The organism is Kribbella amoyensis (genome assembly GCF_007828865.1).
Taxonomy (GTDB): Bacteria; Actinomycetota; Actinomycetes; order Propionibacteriales; family Kribbellaceae; genus Kribbella; species Kribbella amoyensis.
Genome location: NZ_VIVK01000001.1, coordinates 1,304,953 through 1,324,485 on the forward strand (window position 1 = coordinate 1,304,953; position 19,533 = coordinate 1,324,485).

General features: G+C 70.0%; 17 protein-coding genes. 7 read left to right on the top strand and 10 right to left on the bottom strand.

All coding sequences use genetic code 11. From position 1 onward, the window contains the following. The first annotated feature begins 106 nt into the window (after nucleotides 1-106). From tdh to FB561_RS06325, 5 genes are all read left to right on the top strand, one after another. Nucleotides 107-1,156 (top strand): L-threonine 3-dehydrogenase, encoded by a 1,050-nt coding sequence (gene tdh, locus FB561_RS06305; RefSeq protein WP_145804002.1) that lies wholly within the window; start codon nucleotides 107-109, stop codon nucleotides 1,154-1,156. 11 nt (nucleotides 1,157-1,167) lie between these two features. Next, nucleotides 1,168-2,337 carry a glycine C-acetyltransferase gene (locus FB561_RS06310; protein WP_202880811.1) on the top strand — a complete coding sequence of 390 codons (1,170 nt, stop codon included), beginning with the start codon at nucleotides 1,168-1,170 and terminating at the stop codon, nucleotides 2,335-2,337. Nucleotides 2,338-2,371: 34 nt separating this feature from the next. Further along, on the top strand, nucleotides 2,372-3,457 hold the full coding sequence (locus FB561_RS06315; protein WP_145804006.1) for a winged helix DNA-binding domain-containing protein: 1,086 nt from the start codon (nucleotides 2,372-2,374) through the stop codon (nucleotides 3,455-3,457). A 62-nt stretch (nucleotides 3,458-3,519) separates the two neighbouring features. Beyond that, a complete protein-coding gene (locus tag FB561_RS06320) occupies nucleotides 3,520-4,344 on the top strand; it encodes an aldo/keto reductase (RefSeq protein ID WP_145804008.1) in 825 nt (274 codons plus the stop codon). A 229-nt stretch (nucleotides 4,345-4,573) separates the two neighbouring features. After that, nucleotides 4,574-4,789 (top strand): hypothetical protein, encoded by a 216-nt coding sequence (locus FB561_RS06325; protein ID WP_145804010.1) that lies wholly within the window; start codon nucleotides 4,574-4,576, stop codon nucleotides 4,787-4,789. Here the strand turns inward: FB561_RS06325 and FB561_RS06330 are convergent. From FB561_RS06330 to FB561_RS06360, 7 genes are all read right to left on the bottom strand, one after another. Beyond that, nucleotides 4,779-5,621 carry an NAD-dependent epimerase/dehydratase family protein gene (locus tag FB561_RS06330; protein WP_145804012.1) on the bottom strand — a complete coding sequence of 281 codons (843 nt, stop codon included), beginning with the start codon at nucleotides 5,619-5,621 and terminating at the stop codon, nucleotides 4,779-4,781. The genes FB561_RS06325 and FB561_RS06330 overlap by 11 nt on opposite strands. Then, nucleotides 5,618-7,930 carry a hypothetical protein gene (locus tag FB561_RS06335; RefSeq protein ID WP_145804014.1) on the bottom strand — a complete coding sequence of 771 codons (2,313 nt, stop codon included), beginning with the start codon at nucleotides 7,928-7,930 and terminating at the stop codon, nucleotides 5,618-5,620. Before FB561_RS06335 ends, FB561_RS06330 begins: the two co-directional genes overlap by 4 nt. Further along, a complete protein-coding gene (locus tag FB561_RS06340) occupies nucleotides 7,927-10,287 on the bottom strand; it encodes a hypothetical protein (RefSeq protein WP_145804016.1) in 2,361 nt (786 codons plus the stop codon). The genes FB561_RS06335 and FB561_RS06340 overlap by 4 nt, the downstream gene beginning before the upstream one ends. A gap of 6 nt (nucleotides 10,288-10,293) precedes the next feature. Then, nucleotides 10,294-11,175, bottom strand: a complete 882-nt coding sequence (locus tag FB561_RS06345) for a carbohydrate ABC transporter permease (RefSeq protein ID WP_145804018.1) — start codon at nucleotides 11,173-11,175, stop codon at nucleotides 10,294-10,296. Further along, nucleotides 11,172-12,113: a carbohydrate ABC transporter permease gene (locus FB561_RS06350; protein ID WP_145804020.1), complete on the bottom strand. Its 942-nt coding sequence runs from the start codon at nucleotides 12,111-12,113 to the stop codon at nucleotides 11,172-11,174. The genes FB561_RS06345 and FB561_RS06350 overlap by 4 nt, the downstream gene beginning before the upstream one ends. Then, nucleotides 12,110-13,480 (bottom strand): ABC transporter substrate-binding protein, encoded by a 1,371-nt coding sequence (locus FB561_RS06355; RefSeq protein WP_170284586.1) that lies wholly within the window; start codon nucleotides 13,478-13,480, stop codon nucleotides 12,110-12,112. Before FB561_RS06355 ends, FB561_RS06350 begins: the two co-directional genes overlap by 4 nt. A 196-nt stretch (nucleotides 13,481-13,676) precedes the next feature. Continuing rightward, nucleotides 13,677-14,657, bottom strand: coding sequence for a LacI family DNA-binding transcriptional regulator (locus tag FB561_RS06360; RefSeq protein WP_145804024.1), 981 nt, complete (start codon nucleotides 14,655-14,657; stop codon nucleotides 13,677-13,679). Between the two features lie 169 nt (nucleotides 14,658-14,826). On the opposite strand from FB561_RS06360, the gene FB561_RS06365 reads away from it, so the two are divergent. Together FB561_RS06365 and FB561_RS06370 are read left to right on the top strand one after the other, a co-directional pair. Beyond that, complete coding sequence (locus FB561_RS06365; RefSeq protein ID WP_145804026.1) at nucleotides 14,827-15,966, top strand: mandelate racemase/muconate lactonizing enzyme family protein; 1,140 nt, start codon at nucleotides 14,827-14,829, stop codon at nucleotides 15,964-15,966. A gap of 46 nt (nucleotides 15,967-16,012) precedes the next feature. Next, nucleotides 16,013-16,924 (top strand): LysR family transcriptional regulator, encoded by a 912-nt coding sequence (locus FB561_RS06370; protein WP_145804028.1) that lies wholly within the window; start codon nucleotides 16,013-16,015, stop codon nucleotides 16,922-16,924. A 45-nt stretch (nucleotides 16,925-16,969) separates the two neighbouring features. Here FB561_RS06370 and FB561_RS06375 read toward each other — a convergent pair whose 3' ends face one another. The 3 genes from FB561_RS06375 to FB561_RS06385 all read right to left on the bottom strand — a co-directional run bounded on the left by FB561_RS06375 (nucleotide 16,970) and on the right by FB561_RS06385 (nucleotide 19,491). Next, on the bottom strand, nucleotides 16,970-17,791 hold the full coding sequence (locus tag FB561_RS06375; RefSeq protein WP_145804030.1) for a hypothetical protein: 822 nt from the start codon (nucleotides 17,789-17,791) through the stop codon (nucleotides 16,970-16,972). 92 nt (nucleotides 17,792-17,883) lie between these two features. Next, entirely contained in the window at nucleotides 17,884-18,720 is an 837-nt protein-coding gene (locus tag FB561_RS06380) for an endonuclease/exonuclease/phosphatase family protein (RefSeq protein WP_145804032.1), read from the bottom strand. 3 nt (nucleotides 18,721-18,723) lie between these two features. Then, nucleotides 18,724-19,491 carry an SDR family NAD(P)-dependent oxidoreductase gene (locus FB561_RS06385; protein ID WP_145804034.1) on the bottom strand — a complete coding sequence of 256 codons (768 nt, stop codon included), beginning with the start codon at nucleotides 19,489-19,491 and terminating at the stop codon, nucleotides 18,724-18,726. Nucleotides 19,492-19,533 lie beyond the last annotated feature (42 nt).

The window sequence follows — 19,533 nt, forward strand, 5'->3', positions numbered from 1 at the left end:
GACAAGTATGCAGATCGGCTGTAAAGCCTGTGTACGACGTGTCGATGGACGCGGCCCACGCCCCGGGACGACGATGTGGACGGCAGACATCCGAGGAGGTACGGACGTGAAGGCGCTGGTCAAGGCCGCGAGCGAACCAGGGCTGTGGCTGCAGGACGTGCCCGAGCCCGAGATCGCTCCGGACGAGGTGCTGATCAAGGTACTGCGGACCGGGTTGTGCGGGACCGACCTGCACATCCAGGCCTGGGACCACTGGGCCCAGCGCAACGTCCCGGTCCCGATGGTCGTCGGACACGAGTTCGCCGGCGAGGTGGTCGAGATCGGCGCCGGGGTCCGCGACGTCGCGGTCGGTGACGTCGTCAGCGGCGAGGGTCACCTGGTCTGCGGCCGCTGCCGCAACTGCCGGGCCGGCCGCCGGCACCTCTGCATCAAGACCCGCGGCCTCGGCGTGCACGTCCCGGGCGGCTTCGCGGAGTACGTCGCGCTGCCGGCGAGCAACGTCTGGGTGCATCGCGACCAGGTCGACCTGGACGTCGCCGCGATCTTCGACCCGTTCGGCAACGCGGTGCACACGGCGCTGTCGTTCCCGGTGGTCGGCGAGGACGTGCTGATCACCGGCGCCGGCCCGATCGGGATCATGGCCGCCGCCGTCGCGCTGCACGCCGGCGCCCGGAACGTGGTGATCACCGACCTGTCCGAGTACCGGCTGGAGCTGGCCCGCAAGATCGGCGTCACGCACGCCGTCAACGTCGGTGAGCAGCCGATCGCGGCGGCGCAGCGCGAGCTCGGGATGCGCGAGGGCTTCGACGTCGGGATGGAGATGTCCGGGCAGCCGGCCGCGTTGCGGGACATGCTGGCCAACATGAACCACGGCGGCAAGATCGCGATGCTCGGCCTGCCCGCCGACGAGATCGCGATCGACTGGAGCACGGTGGTGCTCAACATGCTGACGATCAAGGGGATCTACGGCCGGGAGATGTTCGAGACCTGGTACTCGATGTCGGTGATGCTGGAACGCGGCCTCGACCTCGCCCCGGTGATCACCCACCGGTTCGGGTACGCCGACTTCGCCCAGGGCTTCGACGTCGCCCGGGAAGGACACTGCGGCAAGGTCATCCTGGACTGGACGACCCCGAGTTACGAGGAGAGCAACTGATGTTCGGCCGGATGCGGGACGACCTGACCACGACGATCGGTGAGATCCGGGACGCCGGGCTGTACAAGTCCGAGCGGGTGATCACCTCGCCGCAGAACGCCGGGATCTCGGTGGCCGGTGGCAACGAGGTGCTGAACTTCTGTGCGAACAACTACCTCGGCCTGGCCGACCACCCGGACGTGATCGCGGCCGCCAAGGGTGCCCTGGACGAGTGGGGCTTCGGGATGGCGTCGGTGCGCTTCATCTGCGGGACCCAGCAGATCCACAAGGACCTGGAAGGGGCCCTGAGCACCTTCCTCGGGACCGACGACACGATCCTGTACAGCTCCTGCTTCGACGCCAACGGCGGGTTGTTCGAGACCCTGCTCGGCGCCGAGGACGCGGTCATCTCGGACGAGCTCAACCACGCCAGCATCATCGACGGGATCCGGCTGTCGAAGGCGAAGCGGTACCGGTACAAGAACCGCGACATGGCGGATCTGGAGGCGCAGCTGAAGGACGCCGCCGACGCGCGGTACCGGCTGATCGCCACCGACGGCGTGTTCTCGATGGACGGGTACCTGGCTCCGCTGGACGAGATCTGCGACCTGGCCGAGCGGTACGACGCGCTGGTGATGGTGGACGACTCGCACGCGGTCGGGTTCGTCGGCCCCGACGGCGCCGGGACGCCCTCGCTGTTCGGCGTGAAGGACCGCGTCGACGTCGTCACCGGTACCCTCGGCAAGGCGCTCGGCGGCGCCTCCGGTGGGTACGTCTCCGGCCGCGCCGAGATCGTCGAGCTGCTCCGCCAGCGGTCCCGCCCGTACCTGTTCTCCAACTCGCTGGCCCCGTCGGTGACCGCCGCGTCGCTGAAGGCGCTGGAGCTGATCGGCGGCTCCTCCGACCTGCGCGACAAGCTCGCCGCCAACACGACGCTGTTCCGCACGAAGATGACCGAGGCCGGCTTCGACGTGCTCCCCGGCGACCACCCGATCGCCCCGGTGATGATCGGCGACGCCGCCGAAGCGGGTCGCCTCGCCGACAAGCTCCTCGACCTCGGCATCTACGTCATCGGCTTCTCGTACCCGGTGGTCCCGCACGGCAAGGCCCGCATCCGCACCCAGATGTCGGCGGCCCATTCGACCGAAGACGTCGAACGTGCCATCGCCGCCTTCGTCGAGGCCCGCGCCGCCCTCGGCTGACCACTTTGTCGGCCGGGTCCGGCAGGATGCGGTTATGACGGTCTTGGGTGCGGATGCTGTCAATCGGGCGACTCTGGCTCGGCAGTTGTTGCTGGAGCGGGCCGAGATTTCGCCGGTGGAGGCGGTTGCGCGGCTGGCCGGGATGCAGGGGCAGGAGCCGAAGCATCCGTACGTCGGGTTGTGGACGCGGCTGGCCGGGTTCGCGGACGCCGATCTGACCGCGGCGGTGGGGCGGCGCGAGGTGGTCCGGGCGACCATGTTCCGGGGGACGCTGCATCTCGTCACCGCGGCGGACTACCTGCGGTTCCGGACGACGTTGAGCCCGGTACTGGAGGCCGGGTTGCGGATGCTGAAGGACCGGGCCGACGGGCTGGAGCCGGCGAAGGTGGTCGCGGCGGCGACGCGGTTGCTCAAGAAGGAGCCGCTCACCTTCACCCAGGTCCGGGACGCGCTGGTCGAGGAGTTCCCGGACGTGAACGACCGCGCCCTCGGGTTCTGTACCCGGATGATGGTGCCGCTGGTGATGGACCCGGCCGACACGCGGTGGGGCTGGCCCGCGAACGCCCGGTTCACCCCGGCCGAGGACTGGCTCGGCGCGAAGCTGCATCGGAAGGCCGAACCCGCCGAGCTGGTCGTCCGGTACCTGGCCGCGTTCGGACCGGCCACACCCGCCGACTTCCAGACCTGGTCGGGGATCCCGAAGGCGAAGGCGTCCTTCGAGGCCGCCGAGCTGATGGAGTTCACCGACGAGGCGGGCAAGCCGTTGTACGACCTGCCCGACGCACCGCGGCCGGACCCGGACGTCCCGGCGCCGGTGCGGTTCCTGCCCGAGTTCGACAACCTGTTGCTCGCGCACGCCAATCGGGAGCGGGTGATCGCCGACGATCATCGGCCGGCCGTCTTCACCAAGAACCTGCGGGTGAAGTCGACCTATCTGGTGGACGGCCGGGTGGCCGGACTGTGGACAGCGGAGAGGAAGCGTGGTGTGGCCACTCTCACCCTGACCCCGTTCGGCAAGCTGCTGAAGAAGCATCTGACCGCGTTGGAGCGGGAGGGGACGGCGTTACTGCGCTTCCTCGAGCCGGACGCCACCTCGTCCGCGGTGGTTACGGCCGGTTAATGAGGTTGTTGTCACACGTCCGATGACTGGGCTGGAACCCGCTTGCCGAGTGGAATAGACAGATGAGCACAGTCCCCATGATCACTCTGGACAACGGCGTCGAGATCCCGCAGCTGGGCCTGGGGGTCTGGCAGATCGAGGACGACCTCGTCACCGACGTCGTCGCCGCGGCCCTCGACGCCGGCTACCGGCACATCGACACCGCGGCCATCTACGGCAACGAGGAGGGCGTCGGCCGCGCGATCGCCGCGAGCGACCTGGCCCGCGACGACCTCTTCGTCACCACCAAGGTGTGGAACAACGACCAGGGCTACGACAGCACCCTGCGCGCCTTCGACAAGAGCGTCGGCAAGCTCGGCCTGGAGACGGTCGACCTGTACCTGATCCACTGGCAGTCGCTGCAGCAGGACAAGTACGTCGACACCTGGAAGGCGTTCGAGCAGCTGTACGCCGACAAGCGGGTCCGCGCGATCGGGGTGTCGAACTTCCACATCCCGGCCTTGCAGCGGCTCTTCGACGAGACCGAGATCCGCCCGGCGGTGAACCAGATCGAGCTGCACCCGGCGCTGCCGCAGGACGAGCTGCGCGCCTTCCACGCCGAGAACGACATCGTCACCGAGGCCTGGAGCCCGCTCGCGTCCGGTCAGCTGATCAACGACAAGACGCTGGCGAAGCTGGCCGAGAAGCACGGCCGGACGCCGGCCCAGGTGATGATCCGCTGGCACCTGCAGCTCGGCAACGTGGTGATCCCGAAGTCGAAGACGCCGGCCCGGGTGGCGGAGAACATCGCCGTCTTCGACTTCAGCCTCGACAACGAGGACATGGCCGCGATCGCCGACCTGGAGACCGGCGTCCGCACCGGCGGCGACCCGGACGTCTTCGGCTGACCGACTCCAGCCACAGGAAGTAACACCTCTTCACAGGAACCCGTCCAGCACCGGCGAGCGGTCCGCCCAGGCGGCTACTCGCCGGTCAGGGTCTTTCGGCCCTGTCCCGTCGCGGGCGGGGATGGCTCAATCGAAGGACTCGGCGGTCGATGGACCGGACCGGCCGCAGTCTTCTGCGGGCCGGGCCTGGGGGCGGGGGGAACTGTCACCTGTGAGCGTGGAGTTGTGGATGCCCAGACATCATGAGCCGGCTGTCGAGACGTACTACCGGGAGGGCGCGTGGCACACCGGCCGAGCCGACTGTCCCGGCCCGTTCGCCTCCGGGCCCGACCGTGAGGACCTGATCACGGTCGGGTACGAAGTGGCCCGGTGGAACGCGATGCCGCACGTCATCCGGGCCGCCGACGGCACGATCGCCGAGATCAACACCTACGTCACGGCATAACCAGCTCGTACTCCGCGGTGAAACCCAGCACCCGTTCGGCCGAGGTGAGGTCGAGCGGAGTCGTCCGGCCGGGCAACTCGGCGCGGATCCGGGTCGCCGGGTGGAAGCGCCGTAAGAGGTCCAGGGTGGGGTACGGCGCCAGCGTGTTCGCGGCAGCGACGTGGAAGACGTGCGTCCCGGTGGCCTGGAGCGCCAGTACCGCGGCCCGCGCGGCATCCCGCGTGTCCAGGTAGGCCCACAGATCGGCAGCGCCCGTCGCCGGGTCTGCCGCGATCTGCTCGGCCCGCGGCAGCAGGCGATCCTCGAGATCACCGACGAACGGGTACCGCAACGCGACGACGTTCATGCCGTGACGACGCGCCATCATCGCCGCCGTCAGCTCGTCGGCCTGCTTGGACAGCGCGTACGGATCCGCGGCCTGACTCGGCAGGTGCTCGTCGACCGGCACGTACTCCGGACTCAGCGGCCGGTCGGCGAACGGCAACCCGTTCGCCGCGTAGCTACTGGCCAGCACCGCGTTCCGTACCCCGGCGACCCCGGCCTCCTCGAGCAAGGTGAACGTCGCCAACGTGTTGCCGCCGAACACCTCGTACGGCGTGCCCCGGTGCGGCGCCGGCCGAGCGGCGAGATGAACCACGCCATCCACGCCGGCCAGCGCCTCCCGGCAGCTCACGGGATCGGCCGCATCGCCCTCGACCCACCGCACCCGTTTCACCGGGGCCGCGGTGCCGGGGAGTACCAGGGCCGTCACCTCGACTCCTCGGCCCAGCAACTCCGCGACCACCGCACTCCCGATCCGGCCGGCGGCCCCGGTGACGAGCACTCGCTTCATCCGCGGCGTACCAACTGCTCCGGGCGAGCCGACAGACCGTGGTAGATCCGGGGCGCGCCGTCGACCTGGAAGGTGACGCGACCGTTCTTGCCGTCCAGCACCCGGCTCCGGCCGACGCAGTCGGTCTCGGTGATCCGGGCACGCGGGATCACCAGCGTCGTCTTGCTCGGCCAGTCGTCCTGCCAGGCCTCCGGGTGCGGGTAGTACGGCTGGTTCGGCGCGTGATCGGCGTTCAGCAGGTATCCGTCCTTGCGGCTCCACAGGATCGACACCGGGCCGTCCGGGGTCTCGAAGAGCAGGCCGTGCAGGTCCCGGTCGACCGCGGAGAAGTCCAGCCAGCGGACGAACTCGGCTTCTTCGAGCAGACGGGTCCCGGTGGCGAAGGCGAGCAACGACGGCTTGGCCGACAGGTCGCGGTTCGTCAGGCCGAAGTGGTACTCGGTATTGCTCGGCACCGCCTCCTGCGGGTGGTGGATGGTGCTGTCGTGCAACTGGTACCAGTTCACGCCGTCGACGCCCTCGGCCTTGCAGAGCGCCATCGTCAGCAGCACGTTCTCCGCGGCCTGCCGCATCGTGTCGTTCCACCAGTAGTTGGGCCGCGTACAGGCGTAGGCCTCGGTCAGCCACAGTTCCTTGCCGCCGCCGTACTCGCTGATCCGGCGCTTGGCCTCGCGGACCGACCCGAGGAAGTTCCAGTACGTGCCGTTGTCGCCGGTCACCCACTCGGCCGGCGTGGGCGCGTAGTCCGGGGTGAAGTTGCCGCGGCCGGGATGGAACGCGAACACGTCGATCAGGTCCCAGCCACCGGCGGCGTGGAAGTTGTCGGTCCAGTTGACGTCCATGCCACCGAGACCGTTGTTCATCACCTTCACGTCGGACCCGACCTCGGCCAGCCGCTCGACCACCGGGCGCAGGCCGTCGCGGATGTACTTGTCGGCGTACAGCCCGGACATCCACGGCTGGTTCCGCTCGTTGTCCACCTCGAAGTACCGCGCGCCGGCGTCGACCACGACGTCGACCAGTTCGGCGGCCCAGGCCTTCGCCTGTTCGGGGGTCGAGTCGAAGACGACGTCACCGTGCTGGATGTTCGTCATGATGCCCATCGCCCGCAGCTCGGCCGGCGCGATCCCGGGAGCGCCTTCGTAGGCGATCCGCACCAACGCGACCCCGATCCGCTGCATCAGCGCGGCCACGTCGTCCTTGCTCGGCTCCAGCAACCACGGGTAGTTCGCGATGCCGAAGATGCCACCACCCTGGTACTCGTACGGCGGCAGCGTGGCCAGGGTCGTCCGCGCGAACGCCTCGGCCCCGTTGGCCGACGCCTTCACCTCGACGAAGGCGATGCCCTGTTGGTCGAGAGCGGGCACGGTCAGCGTCCGGTCGGTGCTCTCCCCCGCTGCCAGCGTGAGCGTGCTGGACCCACCCGCGAGCTTCCGGCCGTCGAAGTCGCGGGCGAACCAGCTCAGCTGGATCGACGCGGCGGACGGGCCACCGTTGACCACCTGGGCCCGGACCGGCATCGCCGCGCCCACCTCGTACAGGTTGAACGGCTGGTCGGTCCAGAGGTCGACGCCCACCGGCCGGGCGACCGCGGCGGCATTGGCGGCGGCCGGTCGCAGGTTGCCCAGGACCAGGTCGGCCTCGTGCCTCAGCACCCCGAGCGCGTCGTACGTGCCGACGATGTGCATCCAGGCCGGTGTCGTCCAGGCCGGGCGGCTGGACTCGAGCCGGAAGTAGGCGGTGAGGTCCGGCCAGGCCGAGGCGTAGACGATGCCGTCGTTGGTCTCGTACGGCACGCCGCCGCCCGGGTCACGGTTCCACCGGGTCATCGCGGTCGGCCGCTCCGGCTCGCTCGCGTTCACCACGGTCCGGTGGAACTGGGAGTTCAGGTACATCGTGTTCGAGCTGGTCGCGTCCCAGCGCACGTGCAGGCGACGCGCGGTGACGTCGAAGGTCCCGGTGACGGTGATCCCTGGGGCCGCCGCGCCCATCCGGTACTCGACCCGGATCGCCTGGCGGCCGTCCGCGAGGGTGACCACCGACGGGGTGCCGCCGAACGTCCGCTGGTTGCCGAGCACGGTGTCCTTCACCTGGAAGTGCGCGATCCGGACCCGCTCGGTCCCGGCCCCGTCGCTGACCACCAAGGTCCCGTCGGTCTGGGCGACGATCGCGATCCCGTCCGCGCTGAGCGTGTACGCCGTCGCGGCCCGGGCGGTCCCGCTCGGGAGCAGCCCGCCGGCCACTCCGGCGGCCGCGAGCGATCCGGCCACGAAGAGACGGCGGGTCGGTTTCGCTACTGGTTCTGTCATGGCGTTCCTCCGGTGGTCTGCAGGGGCAGGCTGAGGCCGATGAAGATGCGGGGTGCGCCGTCGAGCGTGACGGTCACCTGTGAGTTGGTCGCCTGGTGGACGGCGACGTCCATACCGAGGCAGTTCAGCTCGCGGACCGAGGTGGTCGCGGCCGGCGTCGCCAGCGTCACGCTGGTCTTCGTCGGCCACAGGTCCTCCCACGGTTCGGGACTGCGGTAGTACTCGGTGCTGCTGGGGATCCTGCGGTTCGGGTCGGTGTTGAGCACGTACCCGTCCTTGCGGGACCAGAGGATGTTCACCTTGCCGCCCGGACCGTCGAAGACGAGACCGAACAGCTCCGGATCGGCCAGCGCGGCCCAGCCCAGCCAGGTCGACTGGTCGAGCCAGCGGGCGACGGTCGCGAACGCCAGCAGCGAGGGCTTGAGGCTGAGATCACGGTTCAGCAGACCGTAGTGGTATTCCTGGTCACCGGGTTCGGCCTCCATCGGCTGGAACTGGATCGAGTCGTTCAGCGTGTACCAGTTCACGCACCGCACGCCGTACACCTTCGCCAGCGCGAGCTGCAGCAGCACGTTCTCGGCCGCGTGCCGGTACGTGTCGGTCCACCACCGGTTCGGCCGGGTCACGGCGTACGCCTCGGTGAGCCAGAGCTCCTTGTTGCCATTGGCAACGGCAGCCGCCTTGGCCTTGCGCAACGTGCCGAGGAAGTTCCAGCGGGTCTCGTTCGACCACGGCTCCGGCGGATCGTAGTCGGCCACGAAGTTGCCGCGCCCCGGGTGGTACGCGAGGACGTCGACCTGGCCCCACCCGCCGGCGGCGCCGAAGTCGGCGACCCACTGTTCCGGCCATCCGGCCAGCCCGCAGTGCATCACCTTGAAGCCGGCGCTCCTCAAGGTCATTGCCTCGCGCAACGGCAGGAGGACGTCGTTCACGTACTCCGCGGGCGTGTGGTCCGCCGCCGTGAGGTTCAGCTCGTTCCCGCACTCGTAGTAGCCGGCCCCCGAGTACATCGCGCGACCGACCATGTCGTCGGCCCACGTCTGAGCCGCACTGCCACCTCCCCACGGAAGCTCACCGGCCAGTTGCAGGTTGTGCGCGAAACCCGCCGCGTCCAGGGCGTCGACGGTCGGACCAGGTGAGGCACCGAAGTTGTTGTAGTTCCGGTAGGCGGTCCGCACCCAGCGCATCCCGATGAGCTTCATCAGGTCGAGGACGGCGGTGGTCGACGGCCGCTCGAGATACGCGAAGTTCGCCATCCCGAACATGCTGTCCGCGCCGTCGCCGTAGGTGTAGCTCGACAGCACGCCGACGGTGGTCCGCGCGAACGCCACCTCGACGGCCGGCGCGGCGACGTCGTACACGACCGCCTCGACGAAGCGGACGTCGCGGCCACCGAGGACGAGCTGGAAGTCCGCGTTCCAGACTGCCCGAGCCCCGACCGTGCCGCTGGTGGTCCCGGTCGTGCTGTTGCCGTTCCAGTCGCGAACCACCCAGTCCACCCGGACCGTCCGGGCGGCCAGGCCCGCGTTCACCACCTGGAGGTTGACGGTCTTCGACCCGCCCGTGGTCCAGAGGTTGAAGGGCTGGTCGGTCCACAGGTCGATCCCCAGGTCACCGTCGCGGGCGATCACCCCGGCCGAGTGCGACCGCATCACCCCGAGGACCAGGTTGCTCTCGACGTAGCCGCTGGAACTGCCGATCGCCGTCCCGACCGCGTGCAGGTAGCCGCCGTTGCTGAATCCCTTGGTGCTCTGCGGGACCCGGACGAAGGCCCGGTTGTCGGACCAGACGGAGAAGTAGCCGACCCCGTTGGTCGTCTCGAACGGAACACCGCCCCGCGGGTCACCGGTGGACGGGTTCAGGTCGCGATTCCACAGCGCGACCGGATCGTACGTCTCGACCGCGCCCGAGCCGATCACGGTCCGGGCGAAGCGGAAGCTGTCCACGCGGAGATTGGGGACCTCGGTGACGTCCCAGCGCACCCGGGCCTTGCGCAGTCCGACCGAGAACGTCCCGATCACCTCGCCGATCTGCGCGGCGTACGTGATCGTGAACTGCTGCGGGCTGTTCGCCACGATCGAGGTGATGCCGGTCGTCCGCCGCACCACCTTGACCCCGTCCACCAGGTGCGCGTACTCGAACGCCGTCAGGTCGAACCGGTGGATGCCGCCGCCGTCGAGGACCTTCACGTACCCCGGCACTCCGGCTGCGTCGGGGACGGCGATCAGGGTGACCGTCCCCGCCGAGTCGGTGATCTGTACGTCAGCGGCGTACGCGGGACCCGCCGTACCGCCGAGAACCGTGGCGGCGACCGTGCCGCCGAGTACGACCCGCCTGCGGATGGGTGGTGTGTCCACAGCCGATCACCCCTTCACACCGGTGAAGCCGAGGCCCGCGACGACGTAGCGCTGCAGGACCAGGAAGACGAGGACGGGAGGTGCGAGCGCCATCGCCATCGCGGCGATCAGTTCGTCGAGCGGAGCGGCGTCGACGAGATTGACCAGGGCGACGCTGATCGGTTGCAGGGTGGGATCGGAAATCACCACGAGCGGCCAGATGAACTCCTTCCAGGAGTGCATGATCGCGAGCAGGCTGATCACCGCGATCACCGGCCGGCTCATCGGCAGCACGATCCGGGTGAGCAACTGCCAGGTACTCGCGCCGTCCACCTTCGCGGCGTCGTACAACTCCTGCGGCAGCGCCTCGAAGAACCGGGTCGCGAGCAGCACGTTGAACGCGTTGGCCCCGGCCGGCAACCAGATCGCCCAGTAGGTGTCGAGCAGGTTGAGCCGGAGCAGCGGCACGTCCAGCATGGTCAGGAACAGGCTGACCAGGGAGACCGTGTACGGCACGAACATGGTGGCCAGGATCGCCGCGTACACGTACCGCCCGATCCGCGGCCGGATCACCGCGAACGCGAAGCCCGCGGTCATCGCCACGAACAGCTGGACGAACCAGGACCCGATCACGATCTGCACGGTGTTCGCCAGGTACCGGCCGACCCGGAGCTCGGTGAACGCGGTCGTGAAGTTGCCGAAGTCGGGCTCGATCGGCCACCACCGCAGTGGGTGCGCGACCAGCTCGGCCGGTGGCGAGACGGCGCCCTTGAGCGTCCAGTACAACGGGCCGACCCCGATCACCAGGAGCAGGATCAAGGTCAGTACCTGGGTGGTCCGCAGCGCGACCGCGACCCAGGGCCGGCGAAGGTCGTTGCTGGAGGCAAATGTCGTCGGGTGCTCGGTCACGTCTTGCTCCAGCTTCTCGTCAACCGCAGGTAGACCGCCGACAACGCCGCCAGGACGATCGCGAGGACGACGGACAGCGCGGCCGCCTGGCCGTACTCACCGTCCTGGAAGCCGTAGCGGAAGATCAGCAGCAGGATCGTCAGCGTCGCGTTGTCCGGCCCGCCCTGGGTGAAGATGTACGGCTCGGTGAACACCTGGATGGTGCCGATCAGCTGCAACAGCAACAGCAGCCCGATGACCGGCCGGAGCTGCGGCAGCATCACGTGCCAGATCCGCCGCCAGATCCCGGCGCCGTCGCTCTCCGCCGCTTCGTACAGCTCGGCCGGGATGCCGGTCATCGCGGCCAGGTAGATCAGCGCGGCGCCGCCCATCCCGGCCCAGGTCGCTTCCAGGACCAGGCTGAGCATCGCCGACTGCGGCGACTGCAGCCACGGGTACGGGCCGAGACCGATCAGCCCGAGCGCCTGGTTGAACAGCCCACTGCCCGGGTCGTAGAACCACTTCCACAGCAGGATCGCCACCACCGGAGGCACCACGACCGGGAGGTACACCAGCACCCGGTACACCGCGCCACCGCGCCGGATCGTCGACATCAGGGCAGCCAGCAGGATCGGCGCCGGGAACCCGATCACCACACCGAGCGCGACGAACAGCAGCGTGTTCCCCACGGCCGTGCCGACCAGCGGGTCGGTCAGCACGGCCCGGAAGTTCTCCAGCCCGACCCAGACGGCCGGATCGACCAGGTTGGTGCGCTGGAACGAGATCAGCAGACCCCGCAGGATCGGCCACCAGGAGAACAACCCGAAGACCAGCAGGGCCGGCGCCAGGAAGACCAGCCCGATGAGCTCACGGCGCAGCGAGGCCCGCCTGCGGGACGCCGGCGCCGGTTGGACGGCGACGGTGTCCCGCTGTGGCGCAGGCGCCAGGAGTGTGGTCACTTCTGCTCCGCGGCGAGCATCTTGTTCGCGTCCGCCTCGGCCTTGGCCAGCAGGGCGGAGATGTCCGCCTCCCGCTTGGTGAGCACGGACTGCACCACCGGGTCGAGGATCGTGTAGAGCTTCTGCGCCGCTACCGGCGGTTCGGGGCGCAGCTCGAGCTTGGGCGTCCCGTCCAGCCAGGGCTGGAAGTGCTCGAGCTCGACGTTGACGTGCGGCTTGATCGCCGCGTCGATCTTGGCCTGCTGCTCGACGCTGAACATCGGCAGCGTCGGGACGCCGACGGCGGCCTCCGGGTCCTTGGCGAGCGCCTGCGCCCGCTCGGCCGCGATCGCCGGGTCGTACTGCGGCTCGGCGTTGGCGAACAGCAGCCACTTCGCGGCGGCCTCGGCCTTCTCCTTCGACACCGACGCCGGGACCATGAACACCTCGGCGCCACCGAGGGTGGCGTTCCCGCCGGCCTGCGGGAGGGCGGTGATGCCGTAGTCCGCGGTGTTCTTCAGGCCGAACTTCATCTTGGCCAGCCGGTACGTGCCCGGGGTGCCCATGAACATGCCGATCTGGCCGGCGGCGAACTGCTTGACCACGTCGTCCTGGTCCATCAGCTGGTTCTGGCCCATCGAGTTGTCGGTCCAGCGCATCGCCTTGAGCAGCTCGAGCGCCGTCTTCGTCGGCGCACTGTTGAACCCGGCCACGAACTTGCCGTCCTGCTCGGTCTCCATCGAGCCGCCGTGCGTGTAGGTCAGCATGGTCAGCTGCCAGCCGCCCGTGTTGCCCTTGGCCTCGTGCACGAACCCGGCCTTCCCGGTCTTCGCGCTGATCTGCTTCGCGAAGGCGCGGACCTCGTCCCAGTTCGTGGGCGGCTTGTCCGGGTCGAGGCCGGCCTTGGTGAACAGGGCCCGGTTGTACACCAGTCCTTGCGCGAACGGTGCCAGCGGAACGCCGTACACCTCGCCCGCGCTGTCGCTCAGCGGTTGCAGGACCTGCGGGTTGAACTCGGTGTAGTGGTTCCACGCCTTCAGCGACCCGGTGATCGGCTGCACGTGCTTGCGCGCGATCAGGCCCTGCGGCTCGGTGAGCGGGACCTGGATGACGTCCTCGACCGTCTTGCCGGCCAGTTTCGCCGAGAACGTCAGCGGGTCCCAGCGGTTCTCGGTGCCCTCGATCGTGATGCCGGGGTTCTTCGCCTCGAAGTCGTCGGCCAGCCGGTTGAACTGCTCCAGCGCGGCCTTGTCGGTCGCGGCCGGCATGCCCTGGACCCGCAGCACGATCGCGGATCCGGTACCGCTGTCGTCGCTCTTGCTGGGGGCGAGCCCCGAGCAGCCGGTCAGCGCGAGGGCAGCGACCCCCGCCACCGCCAGGTAACCCACACGGGCACACGTCGATCTAGCCATGGTTGTTCTCCAGGGGAGTGCGTACGACGAGCCGCCGGCCCGTCGCCGTGGATGAGGTGCGCGCCGTGGGACACCTCGGCGCATCAGTCGCGCCGTCCGGCGCGCTGCGTGGTGGTGCGGTGAGTGGTGTTGCGGTGAGACGTGCTGCGGTGAGACGTGCTGCGGTGAGAGGTCAGGCGCGGTGGGGGGCGGGGCCGGTCGACGCGCGCGGGATGAGGCGCGAGCCGACCTCCACCAGGTGCTGGGCAGTGGCGGAGCCGGTGATCGTCTCGACGATCAGGTCGGTGGCATGGGTGGCCACGGCCTGCGGGGAGATCCTGATCGTGGTCAGCGCCGGGATCGACAGCCCGGCGAGCAGCGTGTCGTCGATCCCGATCACGCTCACCTCCCCGGGGACGTCGACGCCGGCCGCGGTCAGGCCGTGCAGGACGCCGACCGCGACGAGGTCGTTGTGCGCGAGGATGGCGGTGGCACCGTTCGCGATCGCGAGCGTCGCGGCGTGCAGGCCGGTCTCGAACCGGGGGTCGTACGGGCCGAGCTCGACCAGGCCGAGGCCCTGCGCGTCGAAGGTTTCTCTTATCGCCTTGCCCCGCAGGTGTTCCGGCCGCGAGCAGTTGACGAAGACACAGCTGGTGTGGCCGAGCGCCCGCAGGTGCTCGGCGGCCTGGGTGACCCCGGGAGCGAGCGAGACGTGCAGCTCCGGGATGCCTGGCACGTGCCGGTTCACCAGCACGAGCGGGATCTCCTCGGCCAGCTCCCGCAGCCGCCCGTCGGACAGCGTCGAGGCCCAGAGCACCAGACCGTCGACCTTCTTGACGATCGCCTCGATGGTCTCCAGCTCGTCGGCCTCCCGCTCGTCGCAGTCCGCGACCAGCAGGGTGTGACCGTGGGTGCGGGCCCGGGTCTGCATCGCCTTGACGATCGGCGGGAAGAACGGGTTGGCGATGTCGGGGATCACCAGACCCAGCGACTCCGTCCGCCCGCTGCGCAGGGACCGGGCCGTCGGGTCAGGCCGGTAGCCGAGCCGGCTCGCCACCTCGATCACCTTGTCCCGGGTGCTGGTCTGCACCTGCTCCGGGGCGGTGAAGACCCGCGAGACGGTCGACGGCGACACCCCGGCCGCCTTCGCCACGTCCCTGACCGTCACTGCCATCCGGACCACCTCTTCTGTCATTCGGTTGCAACATGCTTGCAATCGATCCCGAAACATGTCAACAGCTCGATTCACCCTATTTTCCTGCTGCCTTCCCTCTTGCCGTGCGGCGATCTGGGATGAATGATGACGCCGTCCCGCAACGTTTCTGAAACATGGATGAGGCTCGATGAAGATCACCGGCTGGGAAGTTCTCACCCTCCCCGATCGCGGCGACGCGATGATGCTCGTCGTCGTCGACACCGACGAGGGCATCCACGGCATCGGCGAGGTCGGCGTCCGCTCCCGGCAGCGTGCGGTCGCCGGCGGTCTCGACCACCTGGGCGAGCTGATCACCGGCGAGGACCCGCTGCGGACCGAGCACCTCTGGCAGCTGATGTTCCGGAGCGGCTTCTACCCCGCCGACCGCGTGCTCAGCTCGGCGATCGCGGCCCTCGACGTCGCGTTGTGGGACATCCGCGGCAAGGCGCTCGGCGTCCCGGTGCACCAGCTCCTCGGTGGGCCGGTGCGCGACCACGTGCCCTGCTACGTCCACGTCGGCGACGGGATGAACGACCGGCCCCGCTTCCTCGAACGGTGCCGCACACTCGTCACCGAAGGCTGGCAGCACCTGCGGTTCTCCGTACCGCACGACGACGCCGTCCTCGACGAACGCCGGACACTCCGGCAGGGCATCGAGTTGTTCCACCAGGTCCGCGAAGTGGTCGGTGACGACGTCGAGCTCATCCTCGACGTGCACACCCGGCTCGATCCCCCCGAGGCGGTGACGTTGTGCCGGGAGATCGAGAGTGCCCGGCCGTACTTCGTCGAGGACCCGCTCCGGGCCGAGCGTCCGGAGACGTACCGCGGGTTGCGGGCGCGCACCGGCGTACCGCTGGCCGCCGGTGAGCAGTTCGCCTCGAAGTGGGAGTTCGCCCGGTTGGTCGAGGCCGAGCTGATCGACTACGCCCGGGTCGACGTGGCGATCGCGGGCGGCCTGACCGAGGCGTGGAAGATCGCGGCCGGCTGCGAGACCCACTACGTCAAGGTGGCGACCCACAACCCGCTCGGCCCGGTCACCGCGGCCTCTTCCCTGCAGCTCAACCTGGCCAGCTCCAGTGCCGCGATCCAGGAGCATCAGGCCGAACCAGAGCCGGAGCTGGCCGCCTTGTTCACGGCTCGCCCGACGGTCGTCCCCGGCCGGGTGCTGCGCTCGGACCTGCCCGGTCTCGGGGTCGACATCGACCGCGAACGCGCCCGCGCGTACCGCGCCGCGTCCCGGGAGCTCCCGCGGTTGCGCAAGCCCGACGGGTCGTTCACGAACTGGTGAGACCGCTGAACCGCCCGCCGCGCGCCGGTGTGCGAAGCTGAGGCACGTGATCGAAGTCCGAAGGTTGCGGGTCCTGCGGGCCCTGGCTGATCACGGCACCGTGACCGCGGCCGCCGAGGTGCTGCACCTGACCCCCTCGGCCGTCTCCCAGCAACTCGCGGCGCTGGAGACCGAGGTCGGCCAGGAGCTGCTCGAACGCCGCGGCCGCCGGGTCGCGATCACGTCGGCCGGCCGGCTGCTGCTCACCCACGCGGACGCGATCCTCGCCGAGGTCGAACGCGCCGAGGAGGCGATGCGGCTGCACGCGGACGGGGTCACCGGCGAGGTCCGGGTGGCCGCGTTCGCGACCGCGATCAGCCTGCTGGTCGCGCCGTCGCTGGCCGAGCTCCGCGAGACCACGCCCGGCCTGCGGCTCGTCGTCCGCGATGCCGAGGGACACCAGGCCGTCACCCAGCTGCTCGACGGCGATGTCGATCTCGCCGTCACCGTCGAGCACCGCGGTTCGCCCCGCGCCGACGACGAACGGCTCACCGTCATCCCGCTGTACGCCGAGCCGTTCGTGGCCGTGCTCCCTCCGACCCATCCGGCGGCCCGGTCCGAAGCGGTCGACCTGACCGACCTCGCCGACGACGACTGGGTGATGACGTCGGTCGGCAACCCGATCCGGGACGTCGTCCTGCTCGCGTGTGAGCAGGCCGGGTTCCAGCCGAGGATCGTTCACACCAGCGACGACTTCCGCTCGGTCGCCGCCCTCGTCTCGGCCGACGCCGGGGTCTCCCTGGTCCCCCAGCTCGCCCTGCCGCAGCGGACCTCGGCCGCGATCCTGCCGCTGGCCGCGCCGACACCCACCCGCCGGGTCTTCGCGGCCACCCGTCGCAGCCGGACCGATCACCCGCTCATCGCGGCCACGCTCAAGACCCTCGCCGCGACCGCCGCGGACCTACCCCTCGCCCGCTGACCCGAGCAGGGCCAGGACCTCCTCGGCTGCTCCGACGAGGTGAGTTCAGCCGAGGTGGGCGGCGGCGGCTCGGGTGAGGCGTTCGAAGTTGGCGGGCTTGACACCCTTGCCCATCTCGCGGAACGCCAGCACCGAGACGACGGCGCCCTGACGGGTGACGGCGTACGGGAAGCCGCCGTCCTCGCTGCCCGGGTCGGACGGGAGCGGGTAGTCGTACCAGCGCAGGATCGTGGTCGCCTGGCCCACCGGGAGGGTCCGGTTCTCGGTCAGCTTGCGCGCGTGGGTCGGCGCCGGCCGCGCCGCCTTGCAGGACTTGATCGTGGCGACGATCCGGTTGTACGCCGTTGTCGCGGTCGCCGCGTCCTTGTACCGGGTGAGCCATTGGCCTCCGGACGCGTCCAGTCCGGTGGTGAAGTTCCGGCTCAACGCGCCGGCCACGTCCTCGCCACGGGTCGACGACCGACCGCAGATCGGCGTACTCGCGCTGCCCTCGGTCGCCGCCCAGCCCCGCTTCGGGTCGGCCTTGGAGACCTCTCCACCGGTGAGCAGCATCGACGTGACCAGGCGGACCGGCTTGGCCGGCGTCGGCGTCTCGACCGGTGGCCGCGTCGGCTTCCCCGTCGGCGTCGTACTCGGCTTCGCGCTCGGCGTCCCGGTCGGCGTCCCGGACGGACCGGCAGTCGGCGTGCTCACCGGCGGCGTCGTCGGCGAATCACCGGCCGTCGCACTCGGCGACGTCGAGGCGTCCCCCGAGCCCGATCCCGACCCAGCTCCCGCGTCGTTGCCGCAGGCCACCAGCAGCATCGTCGCCGCGGCCACTCCGGCGACCGCCGTCGTCCGGCGCGTCCGCCATCCCCGTCCCGCCATCGGTCCCACCTCTCCGTCTTCGTCGCGTCGATGAAGTGGACGCTAGCGAGCACGGATTGGTTGGCTCGGGATTTGCTCCGGGCCGCCGTGTCTCAGTTGCCGCTCACCGGCGCGGGATCCACGACCACCGGGGCGGGATCTAACACCGGGGCGAGGTCCACGACCACCGCCGCGTGGTCCGACGGCCAGACCCCGTCGACCGCCTCGGCTCCGGCCCGGCGTACCGCGGTGACGTGCCCGCCTCCGTCCGGCCGCGGGACACCGACATGGACGTAGTCGACCCGCGCACTCGGGGTGAACGTGCGCCGGACGTACGGATTGGCGGCGTCCCAGGTCGCACCGGGCTCGCCGGGAGCCGCGTACTCCCAAGCGTCGATCAGGACCTGACCCGGTACCGGCGGCGCGGTCCGTAGTCCGCTGAAGAGGCGCAGCTCGTCGGAGTCCGGGACGGCGTTGAAGTCCCCGGTGACGACCGGCGGATGGCCGCCCGGGTGCTCCGCGACGAACTCCGCCAACGCACGCACCTGATCACAGCGCACCGCGGAAGCATCCAGCGGCGCCTCCAGATGCGCGGTGAAGAACGGCACCCCACCGGTCGAGGCGTACAGCGCGAACCGTCCCTCCGCGCCGGGCAATCGGCGGACCTCCCGCTCGTCGATCGGCGGCCGGCTGAGGATCGCGTTGCCGACAGCAACCGTCGGGTCGCCGATCCGACGCTGCCAGGACTCCGGCGCGAGCGACGGCTCGAACGTCCAGTGCAGCCCGAGCTCGGCGGCGAGCAGCTCGGCCTGGTTCTCGTGGCCCTGAGCCCATACCTCCTGGAGGCCGATCAGGTCGGCGTCGGCGGCCCGCAGCACCGTCAGGATCGCGGCCTCACGCTGCTCCCAGGGACCGAACCGCCACCACAGGTTCCAGCTGAGGACGCGCACCGATCAGCCGCGCCGACGGCCGTCGAGACCGAGCGTGGAGACCCGGGCGACCAGCGAGCGCGGGACGGTCCGGGCGCCGAACGCGATCAGCTTGTACCGCCAGGTCGGGATCGAGATCGCCTTGCCGCGCATCAGGTCGGCCCAGGCGGCGTCGGCCAGGTCGTTCGCGTCCAGCCAGAGGAACGACGGGATGATCGTCTTGTCCACGCCCATCCGGCGGTGGAACTCGGTCCGCACGAACCCGGGGCACACCGCCATCACCGCGACGCCCTTCGCGTGCAGCTCGACCGCGAGCCCGGAGGAGAAGTTCGTCACCCAGGACTTGTGCGCGCTGTACGTCCCGCGGGGTACGAACCCGGCCACCGACGACACGTTCACCACCGCACCGGAGCCGCGCTCGATCATCGGCAGCACGGCCGCGTGGGTGAGCCGGAGGACGACCCGGACGAGCAGGTCGAGCTGGCGTTCCTCGGCCTCGACCGGGTTCGCCCAGAACGGCCGCTTGTGACCGAAGCCGGCGTTGTTCACCAGCACCTCGACCGGCCCGGTGCGGAACCGCTGCTCGACCACCGCCAGCTGCTCCGGATCGGTCAGGTCGGCCGCCAGCACCTCACAGGAGACACCGTGCAACCGCGAGATCTCCCCCGCGATCTCCTTCAGCCGCGCCTCGTCGCGCGCCACCAGCACCAGGTCGTACCCCTCGCGGGCCAGCTTGTCCGCGAACGCCCGCCCGATGCCGGCACTGGCCCCAGTGATCACCGCCGTCGCCACGCCCCGCACCCTTCCGTCGACTCCCGCCCAGTCTGTCACCTG